Below are 12,962 nucleotides of genomic sequence, written 5' to 3'. Positions count from 1 at the left end.
ACGCCGAACCGCCGCCCGCCCCTGCGAGTTTCAGAGGTGGTGGGTTCAGATGCCGCCGGTGGACAGGAACCCGCCGTCGACCCGCACACAGTCACCGGTGATCCACGCTGCCTCGTCGGACACCAGGAATGCGATCAGCCGGGCCACGTCCTCGGGCTCGCCGAGTCGCTTCAGCGGATACACGCTCGCGGCACGCTCCTCGTCGTCGGAGTACAGCGCATCGGCGAACTTGGTCTTGACCACGCCCGGCGCCACGGCGTTGACGCGGATCTTCGGGCCCAGCTGCCAGGCCAGCTCCTCGGTGAGCCGGATCAGCGCCGCCTTCGACGCGCCGTAGGCCGAGATCACCCCCGACGACCGGATGCCCGCGACGCTGGCCACGTTCACCACCGCACCACCGTGCTCGGCCATCCACGCGCGGTAGGCCTGCTGCACATAGCCCAGCGACGCCACCACGTTCACATCGAAGATCTTGCTGACGCCACCCAGATCGGCGTCCATCAGCGGACCGTAGACGGGGTTGATGCCGGTGTTGTTGATCAGGATGTCGAGCGAGCCGTACTCGGTGACGGCTCTGGCCACGGCTTCCGCGCGTGCGTCGGCATCGCCCGCGTTGCCGGCGAGATAGCTCACCTGACCCTTGTGGCCCAGCGCGCGCAGCTCGGTGGCCGCGGCCTCCAGTGGTTCGGGTTTACGCGCGGTGATCAGCACGTTCGCGCCCCGGCGCATCAGTTCGGCCGCAGTCGCGAGGCCGATGCCGCGACTGGCTCCGGTGACGAGAGCGGTCCGGCCAAGGAGATCGGTAGTCATGGCACGAGAGTAACCACGCTCACATCGGGCAGCGCCGGGTTCGGCTTCCGGAAGCGTCGACGGTAAAATAAGTGGTTCTTGCCGATATGCCCTTCCCGTTTGTCTTACTCTGAGGAGAACTCTGTGATCACGGCGACCGACCTGGAGGTCCGGGCCGGAGTCCGTACCCTGCTCTCGGCTCCTGGGCCGGCGCTGCGGGTGCAGTCCGGCGACCGGATCGGACTGGTCGGTCGCAACGGTGCGGGTAAGACCACCACCCTGCGCATCCTCGCGGGCGAGGGCGAGCCGTACGCCGGAAAGATCACGCGCTCCACCGACATCGGCTATCTGCCGCAGGACCCGAAGGAAGGCGATCTCGATGTGATCGCCAAAGACCGGGTGCTCTCGGCGCGCGGGCTCGACGTGCTGCTGCGCGACATGGAGAAGGCCCAGGTCGAGATGGCCGAGGTGGCCGACGATGCCGCTCGCGACAAGGCGATTCGCCGGTACGGGCGCCTCGAGGACCAGTTCTCCTCGCTCGGCGGCTACGTCGCCGAGAGCGAGGCGGCCCGCATCTGCAACAGCCTAGGCCTGCCCGATCGCGTCCTCGATCAGCAGCTGCGCACCCTCTCCGGTGGTCAGCGCCGCCGCATCGAGCTGGCCCGCATCCTGTTCTCCGCCTCCGACGGCTCGGGCGGGCGCTCCGACCGCATCCTGCTGCTCGACGAACCGACCAACCACCTCGACGCCGACTCCATCACCTGGCTGCGCGGTTTCCTGCAGAACCACGACGGCGGCCTGATCGTGATCAGCCACGACGTGGAACTGCTCGGCGACGTGGTCAACAAGGTGTGGTTCCTCGACGCCGTGCGCGGTGAGGCCGACGTCTACAACATGGGCTGGAAGAAGTACCTCGACGCCCGTGCCACCGACGAGCAGCGCCGCGTCCGCGAGCGCGCCAACGCCGAGAAGAAGGCGGGCGCGCTGCGTCAGCAGGCTGCCAAGCTCGGCGCGAAGGCCACCAAAGCCGCTGCGGCACACCAGATGGTGCGTCGCGCCGAACGCTTGATCAACGAGCTCGACGACGTGCGCGTGAGCGACAAGGTCGCCCGCATCCGGTTCCCCGAGCCGGCGGCCTGCAGCAAGACGCCGCTGATGGTGAAGGACCTGACCAAGCTCTACGGTTCCCTGGAAATCTTCACCGGCGTGAACTTCGCTGTCGACAAGGGCAGCCGCGTGGTGGTGCTCGGGCTCAACGGCGCCGGTAAGACGACCATGCTGAAACTGCTCGCCGGTGTCGAGACGCCGACCGCGGGCGGCGTCGAGCAGGGCCGTGGGCTCAAGGTCGGCTACTTCGCCCAGGAGCACGACACCCTCGACGATCAGGCCTCGGTGTGGGAGAACATCCGCCACGCCTCTCCGGACGCGGGGGAGCAGGAGCTGCGCAGCCTGCTCGGTGCGTTCATGTTCACCGGTCCGCAGCTCGACCAGCCGGCGGGCACGCTGTCCGGCGGTGAGAAGACGCGTCTGGCCCTGGCCGGGCTGGTGTCCTCGGCGGCGAACGTGCTGCTGCTCGACGAGCCGACCAACAACCTCGACCCGGTCTCGCGCGAGCAGGTCCTCGAGGCGCTGCGCACCTACGCGGGTGCTGTGGTGCTGGTGACGCACGACCCTGGCGCGGCCGAGGCGCTCAACCCGGAGCGGGTCATCCTGCTGCCCGACGGCACCGAGGACCACTGGTCCGCGGAGTACGCGGAGCTGATCGACCTCGCCTGATCCGTGGTGAAAGGCTGTGTCGTGGCGGAACTCGCCGGGATCGCGTGAGTTTGATCACTGTTTTCGTTGATCACCGAGTGCGGAGTGTCTAGCCTGGAAGAAGTGCTCGGCGACTCGGAGGAAGCCATGAGCGACAGTGCCAGACAGGCCGCTAGGTCGGCCAAGGGTAAATCGACGATCGGCAAGTCAGCCCTGGGTAAGGGCACCCGGGTGACGGGCAAGTCCCGCGACCGGCTGCAGACCCAGCTGAAGAAGCAGTACGAGGCGGGCGCGTCCATTCGCACCCTGGCCAGGTCCACCGGCCGCTCGTACGGCTTCATCCACAATGTGCTGGTCGAGTCACATGTAGAACTGCGTGGGCGCGGCGGCGCCAATCGGCGCAAGAATCCGGCCGACTGAATCGCGCGCCACGCGACGGTGTCGCTACCAGCCTGCGACGGCTCCGTCGCCACGGACCAGCAGATTGGCCAGGCTGGCGAACAGTGGCAGCCCGGTCTTGATCTCGAGGTAGGCGAACTGTCCCTGCGGGTTCACCTCGAGGAAGTAGTACTCGCCGTCGCTGCCGAGGCGTAGATCGACCACGCCGAAGCTGAGTCCGAGCGCGCCCATCAGGGTCGCGAGGGACTTGCTGACCGACGCCGGTAGCCGATCCGGTGCGAACGCGACCGAGGTGTCGAGCCGGGAATCGATGCGCCCGACTCCCGCCTGGGAGTCGATGCGCACACTCCACTCGACGCCGTCGACCCAGACGACCCGAAGATCGCAGCTGGCCTCCACGTAATCCTGGAACGTGGTCGGCGTCGACCGGATCGACTCGAGCTTGTTCAGCTCGGGCCTGGTGATGATCCTGGTCTCCGAGAATTCGCCACGGCCCGTGCCGGTGCGTTTGTACACCACTGGCCCGCACCGGGATTCGACGAAACTGCGCGCCTCGTCCGGGTCGTTGGTGACCAGCGTTTCCGGGATCGTGAAACCCGCCCGCTGCGCGGTTTCGAGCTGGACGATCTTGCGGCTCGCGGTGCGCTCGGCGGCCGGATCGTTGACCCAGTACGCCGGGATCGACCACAGCATGCCCTGCAGGAATCCGTCACACTCGGCCTGGCGGAACGCGTCGTCGGCCGCGCGCACGCCGGTGGGCACCCGGCACGGGTGCGGCCTGCGCCACCACACCGCGCGGACGTCGTCGAGGCCGTGGACATGGGACATCGCGCGGTTGGTACCCGCTTTGTCGAGCCGGAAACTCCCTGTCTCAGTGGGGAAGTCGCGCAGGTCGAGCCGGATCGGATCGAGCCCGTGGTGGTCTCGCAGGGTCGACGCCAGCGCATCGGCGTGCAGGTCGTCGGCTTCGGAGACGATGAGCACGGCGTCGGTAGCGCCTTCCATCACTTGCGCGCCGTTTCAGTCGAGGCTGTCGCAGTTGATGCCGTCGCGGAAGGTGAAGGTCGCCCCGGTGACACCACCTCGTTCGGCGATGCGCAATTTCGTCGCCCAGCTGCGGGTGGCGCGGGCCAGCTGCTCGTCGCCCAGCGCCTCCGACGGTTCCGGTGCGAGGGTGATCGGCCGGTCGACCAGATCGACGCGCATCCGTCGGGTGAAGTCGGCGGTGGCGCCGGGACGGATATCGACCCGTACCTGACGTTCACCCGCGCCCACGCGGTCTTCGGTGAGTCGCACGACGTCGTTGCGGTCGAATGTCCAGGTTCCACCGTCGACGCGCACCGAGATGTCGCGCTCGGACTCGGCCACCAGCAATCCGCGCAAGGCGGGGCCCCGATCTCGGGACGACGCGGTAGCGGGGAGGTGGATGGCGTCGGTCATGGGCACTCACTCCGATCTTTCTCGTCTGCTCGCGATTTGCCAGAACCCCAAAAGGTGCTTCGGATCATAACGTGAACAGGTGGTCCGCCGAGCCGGTTCGCGAGATTTGCGGAGTGCCGGGCAAACCGCCGAGCGGCGCGTGATCGCCTTGCCGGGAAAGAATTTCGGACAACTCGGATGTTGCAAGCGTGTTCTCACCGGCAATCCGGCAGCAAACGCAGATGACAACGGCGCGGCGGGCGTCCCCCGGGTCCGTGCTGGAGGGTGCCTGCCGCGCCGTGTGTGGTCGCTAGAGGCCGAGCAGTTCGGGATTCTCGGCGAGCTCGCGGAAATGTTCGGCCGGGTTCGCGACGAGCCGGCGGGCTGTCAGATCCATCGCGCCCGCCACGACGGTGATCTCCGCGGCGACGGTTCCGTCGAGCTTGATGATCTGGTGGTGGAAGCGGAAGACCTTCTCGCCTTCCTTCCAGTCGAACACGCAAGTCACGGTGACCTCGTCGCCACCGCGCAGTTCGCGCTTGTACTTGATGGTCGACTCGAGCACCACCGCACCGACGCCGCTGGCGATGAACTTGTCCTGCGGGATGCCCGCCGCGCGCAGCAGCTCCCACCGGGCGTGCTCGCCGTACTGGTGATAGACGGCGTGATTGAGATGGCCCTGGGTGTCGAGCTCGTAGCCGCGGACGAGGACCGGTACGGAGAACGTCATACGGTGTATAACCGGCGGCTCGCGCGTGCTTGTTCCCGGTGTGTGTGCAATCTCGGACACATTCCGAGCGGTCCGGTATGGCTGCCGTGGCCTTACGCCCATCGCGATCGTCGCCACGCCGACCGGAAATTTCACGACGCGCGCGGGCTCTACCAGGTTGTTCGATCGGATTCGCGCTTGCCATTGACGGCGCCCCCGCGCTGGGTCATCATTGAGCCAGCGGGCATTCGCGTGCTCAAAATGGTTGTGAGACAACGAAGTTCCGGCCAGGTTGGGCCTTCTACGGCGCTTACGCCGGTGACCCCCGCTTCTCGGCCCCTCGCAGCGCACTCTCGACGACCCCATCAGCCCGGCCTTTCGGTCAGGGCTTTTTTGCTGCCCGAACGGGGCGAAATGGGCATCGCCAGGCTGCGACCGGCACCGAGAACATCTCCCGATCTCGACCGTATGACAGGACTGCAATGAGTTCACCCAAACTAGGGCGCGATGTCATCTTCGACTACATTCGCGACGCCGGCATCGAGTACATCTTCGGTGTTCCCGGCACCCAGGAAATCCCGCTGATCGACGCCACCACCATTCCGGAGAACGGTGTCGAGTACATCCCGACCCTGCACGAGAACATCGCGATGGGCGCCGCGATGGGTTATGCCCGCGCGTCGGGCAAGCCCGGCGTCGCACTGGTCCACATCACCCCTGGCGCCGCCAATATCGTCGGAAACCTTTTCGACGCGTACACCTCGAATATCCCGGTCCTCGTCCTGTGCGGCCAGCAGCACAGCGATCTGCTGATCCAGGAGCCGCTGCTGGGATCGGATCTGGTCCGAACCGCGGGCCAATACACGAAGTGGGCACACGAGATCCGCAGCGCGGACGAGATTCCGCTCGTCATGCAGCGTGCGTTCAAAGAATTGTTCACGCCGCCGTTCCGGCCCGTGTTCGTCTCGGTGCCGTGGGATTTCCTGATCGAGCAGCCGACCTTGCAGGAACCGGCCCGCTCCACTCGGATCGCGCACGCGGTGACCGGCGACGAGGCCGGGATCGCTGCGGCCGTCGAGACTCTCGCCAACGCGAACAATCCGGTGCTGCTGGTCGGCGACGGCGTCGGCGAGGCCGGCGCGTGGCCGGAGATCGAAGGTCTCGCGAACCTGCTCGGCGCGGCCGTGTACTCGGAGTTCCAGGCGAGCCGGATGAACTATCCGAACGACCTGCCGCACTGGCAGGGTGAACTGGCACCCATCCAAGACGGCATCCACATGCAGTTGCGCGGCTACGACACCATCTTCCTGATCGGGGTGAACTCGCACGCCCAGATCTCGATCTTCCGGTGGGACAAGGGCCCGATCCTGCCCGCGGACCTGGTTCAGGTGGCGCTGCACAATGATTCGTGGCAGATCGGCAAGAACTACTTCACCGAGGTCGGTGTCCTCGGTGACATCAAGAAGACGCTGCCACCGATCATTTCCGGTATCGCCGCGAGCCCGCACTTCGACCTCGCGTCGGCGCAAGCGCGCAATGCGAACATTCTGCGGCTCGGCGCGCAACGCGACGCCGCGTTCTCGGCCGACGCCGACCAATTCCAGTTGCTCGATTCGGCGGCGGTTGCCGAACTCGAGACCGTCGACTCGGTGGTTTCGGAAGAATCGAAGACCGCTGTCGTCGACGCCCCTGTGCCGATTCCCGGTCAGCAGGTGGCGTTCGCGCTGGCGGAAGTGCAGAAGACGCTCGATCGGCCGATCACCGTACTCAACGAAGCGTTCTCGATCGCCAGCAGCTTGCAGAAGGTGGTTCAGTACGATTCGCCGGACGCCTACTTCTGCACCTCGGGTGGTTCGCTGGGATTCTCGTTGCCCGCGTCGATCGGATTCTCCCTCGCCGTGCGGGAGGAGCGCTACATCGTCAATGTCATCGGCGACGGTTCGGCGCTGTTCCACACCAATTCCTGGTGGACCAGCGCCAAATTCGATCTGCCGGTGCTGTACATCGTCGTCAACGACGCGCAGTATTCGTCGCTGGTGATCGGGCTCGGGCTGATCGAACGCGTCTACGGCTGGCGGCCGACCAATCCGGCGACCTATCTGAGCCTGGGCGAACCCGAGCAGGATTTCGTCGACATCGCCAAGACCTTCGGCATCGACGGAAAGGTGGTCGACGACGGCCGCAAGCTGCAGCGCGCGATCGAACGCGGATTCCGGGCCGTCGCGGACGGCAAGCCCTATGTCCTCGATATTCGCACCACCCCTGCCCTGCCCCCGGCGCTGCCGCCCGCGGTGGATGTCCTGCTGGCCGAAAGGTCGAGTGCCGACGCGGAATACGTAGAGAAGCTGCGCGATATCGGCCCTCCGTGATCCCCGGGGTCAGCTGATTGTGCTGCCGAGTGGACGGCGACCGTGACATTTGCCATCGGTCGCCGTCCACATCGGTATCTACCTGCCATCGGAGCGGACTGCGATTCTCAGTCGAGAGACCGACGCCTACGAGAATGGAACGCTATGCACAAGCTTGTCCGGCTCCGAAATGTCATGACAGTGCTGGCCGCGACCGCGGTGTTCGCGACCGCCGCGTGCGGCAGCGACACCGAATCGGCCGACGCGCCGGCGCCCACTACGACCGCCGCTGCCGCCGTGGCGAAGCCGACCATCGTGCTGGTGCACGGCTCGTTCTCCGACAGTTCCAGCTGGGACACGGTCGCGGGCAAACTACGGGCGCAGGGCTACCAGGTGGTCCAGCCGGAGAATCCGTTGCGTGGACCGAGTTCGGACGCGGCCGCCGTCACCTCGGCGATCGCGAATGTCACCGGGCCGGTCGTGCTGGTCGGGCATTCCTACGGCGGTGCCGTGATCAGCAATATGCACCGTCCGGAGGTCAAGTCCGCGGTGTTCATCGCGGGCTTCGCCCCGGCGAAAGGCGAACCGGTACAAGCGCTCTCGGATCCCGCGAAGTACCCGGGCAGCAAGATCGGTCCGGCGTTGCAGATCAAGCCCACCGACACCGGAGCCGAGGTCACGCTGAAACCCGAACAGTTCGGTGAGGTCTTCGCTCAGGACGTCAGCGCCGATGTCGCGGCGCAGCTCGCCGCGCGTCAGCGGCCTACCTCCGCGGCCGCGCAGGCCGAGCCGAGCGGGGACCCGTCATGGGCGTCGACTCCGTCGTGGTACCTGATCTCGACCGAGGATCAGATCCTGCCGCCCGCGGCGCAGCGCTTCCAGGCCGATCGCGCGAAAGCTCAGGTCAGTGAGGTGAAGTCCTCGCACGCGTCGCCGGTGTCACATCCGGACGAGGTGGTCGCGACCATCACCGCGGCCGCCCGCTGAACCAGCGAAGCGCCGAAACCCGACGGCACTGTGCCGTCGGGTTTTCCGGCGTCCCGGCCAGGTGCTGTCGCGACCGGTCGAGCTCACAGCCAGCCGGCATTGCGGGCGATGCGGATCGCGTCGATGCGGTTGCGCCCACCGATCTTGGTGATCGCGTTCGACAAGTAGTTGCGCACCGTCGCCGGTGACAGGAACAGCGTGGTGGCGATCTCGTCGGTGCTGATCCCGGTCTCGGCCGCCCGGATCACATCGGCCTCACGGGTGGTGAGCGGACTGGTACCGGTCTCGAGGGCCGCGGCGACCAGGTCGGTGTCGATCACCCGCTCGCCGGCGACAACCTTGCGGATACTGTCGGCCAGTGTCTGCGCCGGTGCGTCCTTGACGACGAAACCGCGCACCTGCGCGTGCAGGGCGCGCAGCAGATAGCCCGGCTGACTGAGTCCGGTCAGGATCAGCACCTGGGTTTCGGGGACCTGTTCGTGAATGAGCTTGGCGACGCTGAGTCCGTCCAGGCCCGGCATGTCGATGTCGAGCAACGCGACATCCGGGCGCGTGCGCAGGATCTCGTCGATGACATGGTCGCCACGGTCCAGTTCCGATACCACGTCCATGTCTTGCTCGCGGGACAGCAGCGCCACCAGCGCGCCCCGGATCATGTGCATGTCCTCGGCGACGAGCACGCGAATCATCATGTCCCCCCTGGGATCTCGACGCGCAAGTGAAACAGGCCGTCCTTGCTGTGTCGCGCCGACACGGTACCCGACAACGCCGCCGTCCGCTCCGCCAGTCCGGACAGGCCGTTCCCGGAACCCGGCTTGCGGTGCGCCCCGTCGTTGACGATCTCCAAGAACAGCGTGCCGTCCCGCCGACCGGCTTCGATCCAGCACGTGCGGGCGGTGCTGTGCCGCAGCACATTGGTGATGCCTTCGCGAGTGGCCCACGCGAACGCGTCGTCGACCTCGGGCGCCAGCGGCGGAAGATCGATGTGATGGTGGGTGTCGATCCCGGCGGCCGACAACAGGGCGGTGGCCCCGGCGGCTTCCGTGCGCAGGGAGATGGTGTGCTCGCCGAGGGTGACTCGTCGCATCGCCTGCAGGGTCTCGCGGGCGAGTGCGGCGATGCCGTCGATTTCCGATCGTGCCGCGCCCGGATCGCTGGGCAGCAACGCCGCGGCCAGGTCGCCCTTGAGCGAGACGGCCGACAGGCTCTGCCCGAGGAGATCGTGCAGGTCGCGCGAGACCCGAAGGCGTTCTCGGCCCGCGGCCTGCTCGGCGAGATCGGTGCGGGTGCGTTCGAGTTGGGCCACGGCGCGGACCAGCAGGGCCACGCCGACGAGGCACCCGGCGATGGCGGTGAACACGACCACCACCTCGATGGCGGCCGCCACCGGGTGACGCGACGCGATGCGGTCGGCGGCGAACAGCGTGCCGACCGCGGTGACGGCGATCGGGGCCGCGCAGAGGAGTACGCGAGGCAGGCCGCGTACGAGCAGTGCGGCCGAGGCGACGAAGAACACCTGGCTGATGCCCCACGCCGTCGGCGACCAGACCATCGGTAGGTACACGAGACCACTCAGCAGCGTGAAGGTCATGGGCCAGCCCCGCGGGCGAGGGTCGTCGGCGCTACCGGGCTCGCGGTCCGCGCCGACCGTGCCGACCGTGCCGAAGGCGTGGTACAGGTGCACGGCGACCACGGCGACCGCCAGTATCCACCACAGCGAGGCCGGGCCGGCCTGCTCGGTTCCGGCGAAGGTCGCCCGTGCGGGCGCCAGCGCACCGGTAGCGCAGGTGGTCCCGACCAGGAGGAACCGCGCGGTCTGCGCGGTCGCCAGCCAGGGGCCGAGGAGCGGGCGCGACACCTCGGTCATCCGAGTTCCCCTGCCGTGGTGGCGGTTCTGGGCTCGATGGCGCAGTCGAGCTGCCAGCGTGCCCCCACCTGGCGAACAGTGATCAGCACCGGTTCGGTCGGCCCGTCGCGCAGGAGCCGCGCAAGGAGGTGGCGCAGTTCGGCGCGCAGTGGTTCCTCGTACTGTGCCGGTGGTCCTTCGGCGGGCAGGTCGATGCGGGCAACCACGCCCGCTGCGGCGAGAAGCGTTGTAGTGGAAGCGAGCTCACGGCGAAAGTCGGTCTGCTGGACACTGCGGATCAGTTGCCGCGCCTGGGCGAGGCCGCTGCGCGAGGTGGCGACGAGCTCGCCGAGTTCGGCGCGCGCCGACACATGGTCGCTCCGCGCGGCGGAACTCGCCGCGCGATCGGCGGACTCGGTGATCGCCACCAGTGCGGTATGGACAGTTCGGGTGACCGTGCGGTCGATTCGCAGTCGTTCGCGGGCGACGGCCTGTTCGGCGAGCGCCGCACCGGCACTGCGTAGTCGGCGCAACGCGACGACCATCCAGACCAGCGTGTAGACCGCGACCACCCGCATCGCGGTCGTGACCAGCAACCAGATCGCCTCCTGCTCGGTCGCGCCGAGCAGTGCCGCCGACGGCGCGACGGCGGCGATCAGCACCACCGCGATCGGCAGGGCGAGCACGGGTCGCAGCGTCAGCGCGACGACCACCGCCACGATGTGCACGGTGTTCAGCCACGCGACACCGAGGACCGGCGCCGCCCCGACCACCAGCACAGCCAGCAGCGCCGAGGTGATGGGCGCTGCCGGTGGGACGGCGTCGCGGACAGCGAAGGCGAGGTGACGGAGGTAGAGCGACAGGCTCGCCGCGAGCAGAGCGGCGGTGACGGCGAGGTCGGGTCGATGCCCGGTGTCGGTGGTGACGGTCGCGATCAGCGTCAGGGTGCCGAGCGCGAGCGCGGCCACGACAGTGCCCGCCGCGGCGATGTCCACGGCGTCGCGGGGAATCCGCGCCGACAGCCCACGCAGCACGCCGAGGGCGGCGCCGGTCCGATCGGGCCGGGTCGCGTTCGACAAGGGCGCACGTTCCAGTATCACCGCTACCACCCCATGACTGTTCCGCGAGCCGCGACCGCCCGCCAGAAACCAATGTAGACGTTCACCGATGACATTCGTCATCGACGAATGTCCACATCTATCTCTAGCCGTGGTTCGAGACCGTGCGGGATTGTGGGAATCGGCCATGCATCGGGGCGGCGGTCACCTGGTAACGAATTCATCCCCCAAGAAATTGGGGCCTGGTGAAATCTATTGGGCGACAGTAGGTTTGGGCTGAACATCGGGTCGCGGGGGCATAGATACCGGGACCGGGACCTTGCGGGGGCAGGTTCGGGCGATCGCCGCCATACCACGCGCACATCACCGTCGATGCGTGCTTCAAGCACTGTTGTTTCTCGCTCGACTGCAACTGCGATAGGCCGTCATTCGCGGCTTTGCGGTGTCTATCGCACAAGATTGGACCTCGATCATGACAACCATCGAGCATCTGTTCGCGCGACGCGTGCACGGCGCCGATCGCGACACCGAATCCGGCACCACATCGACGACACCGCGCCTGCTCGGGGTGGCGTCGGCGAATCCGCCCACGCGGTACAGCCAGCGCGAGCTGGTCGATCTGCTGGCCATCGACGACCCGAAGATCCGCGGTGTCTTCCTCAACGGCGGGATCGAGCACCGCTATCTCACCCTGCCGCCGGTCGACGACGCGGGACAGTTCCGGTCCGAGTCGCAAGGTGACCTGCTGCGCAAGCATCGACGGCACGGCGTGGACACCGGTGCGGCGGCGATTCGGCGATGCCTGGCCGAGATCGGCAGACAGCCGCAGGACGTGGATTACCTGGTGGCGGTGACGACAACCGGATTTCTCACCCCGGGTTTCAGCGCCCTGCTGATCAACGAGCTCGGTCTCGCGCCGAGCACCGGGCGCCTCGACGTCGTCGGGATGGGGTGCAACGCGGGGCTCAACGGCCTGACCGCGGTGGCCTCCTGGTCGGCCGCCAACCCGGGCAGGCTGGCGGTCCTCGCCTGCTCCGAAGCATGTTCGGCGGCTTACGTTTTCGACGGAACTATGCGGACCGCCGTGGTGAACAGCCTGTTCGGCGACGGCGCCGCCGCCCTCGCGATCAGCACCGGCGAATCCTACGTAGGCGCCGGCACGGACACGCGATCCGGTGCGCCACAACTGATCGGGCGCGCCAGCTACATGATCACGCGGGCGGTGGACGCGATGCGCTACGACTGGGACGACGATGCCGGCAAGTTCAGCTTCTATCTCGACAAAGAGGTTCCCTACGAGGTCGGCGCCCACGTCGAGCGGGTCGTCGACGAACTACTCGGCGACGCCGGGCTCCGGCGCAAGGACATCGCCCAGTGGATCGTGCACTCCGGCGGCAAGAAGGTGATCGACGCGGTGAAGATCAACCTGGGTCTGACCACGCACGACCTGCGCCACACCGTGAGCGTCATGCGCGATTTCGGGAATCTGTCCAGCGGATCGTTTCTGTTCTCCTATGAGCGGCTGCTGGCCGAGGGGCGCGTGGCGCCCGGCGACTACTGCGTCCTCATGACGATGGGTCCGGGATCGCAGATCGAGACCGCGCTGCTGCGGTTCTGAGCGCCGAAGGGCGAAAACCATGCTGTGGAAAGGC

General features: G+C 67.3%; 12 protein-coding genes. 5 read left to right on the top strand and 7 right to left on the bottom strand.

Features of this window, described 5'->3' with window-relative positions:
• Positions 1 to 45 precede the first annotated feature (45 nt).
• Positions 46 to 810, bottom strand: coding sequence for an SDR family oxidoreductase (locus ACWDXS_RS14785; protein ID WP_449965852.1), 765 nt, complete (start codon positions 808 to 810; stop codon positions 46 to 48).
• 123 nt (positions 811 to 933) lie between these two features.
• Here ACWDXS_RS14785 and ACWDXS_RS14780 point away from each other — a divergent pair, with 123 nt between their 5' ends.
• Positions 934 to 2,565, top strand: a complete 1,632-nt coding sequence (locus tag ACWDXS_RS14780; RefSeq protein ID WP_449965849.1) for an ABC-F family ATP-binding cassette domain-containing protein — start codon at positions 934 to 936, stop codon at positions 2,563 to 2,565.
• Between the two features lie 126 nt (positions 2,566 to 2,691).
• Positions 2,692 to 2,964 (top strand): helix-turn-helix domain-containing protein, encoded by a 273-nt coding sequence (locus ACWDXS_RS14775; protein WP_378995318.1) that lies wholly within the window; start codon positions 2,692 to 2,694, stop codon positions 2,962 to 2,964.
• Positions 2,965 to 2,988: 24 nt separating this feature from the next.
• On the opposite strand, the gene ACWDXS_RS14770 is transcribed toward ACWDXS_RS14775, so the two are convergent.
• The 3 genes from ACWDXS_RS14770 to ACWDXS_RS14760 form a co-directional block, all read right to left on the bottom strand.
• A complete protein-coding gene (locus ACWDXS_RS14770) occupies positions 2,989 to 3,948 on the bottom strand; it encodes a hypothetical protein (RefSeq protein ID WP_449965846.1) in 960 nt (319 codons plus the stop codon).
• 15 nt (positions 3,949 to 3,963) lie between these two features.
• The gene (locus tag ACWDXS_RS14765) at positions 3,964 to 4,383 is read right to left on the bottom strand and encodes a hypothetical protein (protein ID WP_378995314.1); all 420 of its coding nucleotides are present in this window, start codon (positions 4,381 to 4,383) and stop codon (positions 3,964 to 3,966) included.
• 289 nt (positions 4,384 to 4,672) lie between these two features.
• The gene (locus ACWDXS_RS14760; protein WP_378995312.1) at positions 4,673 to 5,092 is read right to left on the bottom strand and encodes an acyl-CoA thioesterase; all 420 of its coding nucleotides are present in this window, start codon (positions 5,090 to 5,092) and stop codon (positions 4,673 to 4,675) included.
• 461 nt (positions 5,093 to 5,553) lie between these two features.
• Between ACWDXS_RS14760 and ACWDXS_RS14755 the strand changes: the two genes are divergently transcribed.
• Together ACWDXS_RS14755 and ACWDXS_RS14750 are read left to right on the top strand one after the other, a co-directional pair.
• Positions 5,554 to 7,440, top strand: coding sequence for a thiamine pyrophosphate-binding protein (locus ACWDXS_RS14755; protein ID WP_378995310.1), 1,887 nt, complete (start codon positions 5,554 to 5,556; stop codon positions 7,438 to 7,440).
• A 144-nt stretch (positions 7,441 to 7,584) separates the two neighbouring features.
• Positions 7,585 to 8,406 carry an alpha/beta hydrolase gene (locus ACWDXS_RS14750; RefSeq protein WP_387443031.1) on the top strand — a complete coding sequence of 274 codons (822 nt, stop codon included), beginning with the start codon at positions 7,585 to 7,587 and terminating at the stop codon, positions 8,404 to 8,406.
• Between the two features lie 83 nt (positions 8,407 to 8,489).
• Here the strand turns inward: ACWDXS_RS14750 and ACWDXS_RS14745 are convergent, their stop codons facing one another.
• The 3 genes from ACWDXS_RS14745 to ACWDXS_RS14735 are packed head-to-tail and all read right to left on the bottom strand — an operon-like array spanning position 8,490 to position 11,331.
• The gene (locus tag ACWDXS_RS14745) at positions 8,490 to 9,095 is read right to left on the bottom strand and encodes a response regulator (protein ID WP_449966245.1); all 606 of its coding nucleotides are present in this window, start codon (positions 9,093 to 9,095) and stop codon (positions 8,490 to 8,492) included.
• Positions 9,095 to 10,273, bottom strand: a complete 1,179-nt coding sequence (locus ACWDXS_RS14740; protein WP_449965840.1) for a sensor histidine kinase — start codon at positions 10,271 to 10,273, stop codon at positions 9,095 to 9,097. Before ACWDXS_RS14740 ends, ACWDXS_RS14745 begins: the two co-directional genes overlap by 1 nt.
• Positions 10,270 to 11,331: a hypothetical protein gene (locus ACWDXS_RS14735; protein ID WP_379314670.1), complete on the bottom strand. Its 1,062-nt coding sequence runs from the start codon at positions 11,329 to 11,331 to the stop codon at positions 10,270 to 10,272. Before ACWDXS_RS14735 ends, ACWDXS_RS14740 begins: the two co-directional genes overlap by 4 nt.
• Positions 11,332 to 11,782: 451 nt before the next feature.
• On the opposite strand from ACWDXS_RS14735, the gene dpgA reads away from it, so the two are divergent.
• On the top strand, positions 11,783 to 12,928 hold the full coding sequence (dpgA, locus tag ACWDXS_RS14730; RefSeq protein ID WP_449965836.1) for a 3,5-dihydroxyphenylacetyl-CoA synthase DpgA: 1,146 nt from the start codon (positions 11,783 to 11,785) through the stop codon (positions 12,926 to 12,928).
• The last annotated feature ends 34 nt before the right edge of the window (positions 12,929 to 12,962 follow it).

The sequence above is a fragment of the Nocardia sp. NPDC003183 genome (assembly GCF_053590715.1).
The sequence above is the reverse complement of the archived record's forward strand: the minus strand, read 5'-3'. Positions and strand labels throughout refer to the sequence as shown.

What these genes read in the sequence shown, in the direction of transcription:
- ACWDXS_RS14785 (WP_449965852.1), bottom strand. Translation starts at nt 810, where the DNA reads ATGACTACCGATCTCCTTGGCCGGACCGCTCTCGTCACCGGAGCCAGT.
- ACWDXS_RS14745 (WP_449966245.1), bottom strand. Translation starts at nt 9,095, where the DNA reads ATGATTCGCGTGCTCGTCGCCGAGGACATGCACATGATCCGGGGCGCG.
- ACWDXS_RS14770 (WP_449965846.1), bottom strand. Translation starts at nt 3,948, where the DNA reads ATGGAAGGCGCTACCGACGCCGTGCTCATCGTCTCCGAAGCCGACGAC.
- ACWDXS_RS14760 (WP_378995312.1), bottom strand. Translation starts at nt 5,092, where the DNA reads ATGACGTTCTCCGTACCGGTCCTCGTCCGCGGCTACGAGCTCGACACC.
- ACWDXS_RS14775 (WP_378995318.1), top strand. Translation starts at nt 2,692, where the DNA reads ATGAGCGACAGTGCCAGACAGGCCGCTAGGTCGGCCAAGGGTAAATCG.
- ACWDXS_RS14740 (WP_449965840.1), bottom strand. Translation starts at nt 10,273, where the DNA reads ATGACCGAGGTGTCGCGCCCGCTCCTCGGCCCCTGGCTGGCGACCGCG.
- ACWDXS_RS14765 (WP_378995314.1), bottom strand. Translation starts at nt 4,383, where the DNA reads ATGACCGACGCCATCCACCTCCCCGCTACCGCGTCGTCCCGAGATCGG.
- ACWDXS_RS14750 (WP_387443031.1), top strand. Translation starts at nt 7,585, where the DNA reads ATGCACAAGCTTGTCCGGCTCCGAAATGTCATGACAGTGCTGGCCGCG.
- ACWDXS_RS14755 (WP_378995310.1), top strand. Translation starts at nt 5,554, where the DNA reads ATGAGTTCACCCAAACTAGGGCGCGATGTCATCTTCGACTACATTCGC.
- dpgA (WP_449965836.1), top strand. Translation starts at nt 11,783, where the DNA reads ATGACAACCATCGAGCATCTGTTCGCGCGACGCGTGCACGGCGCCGAT.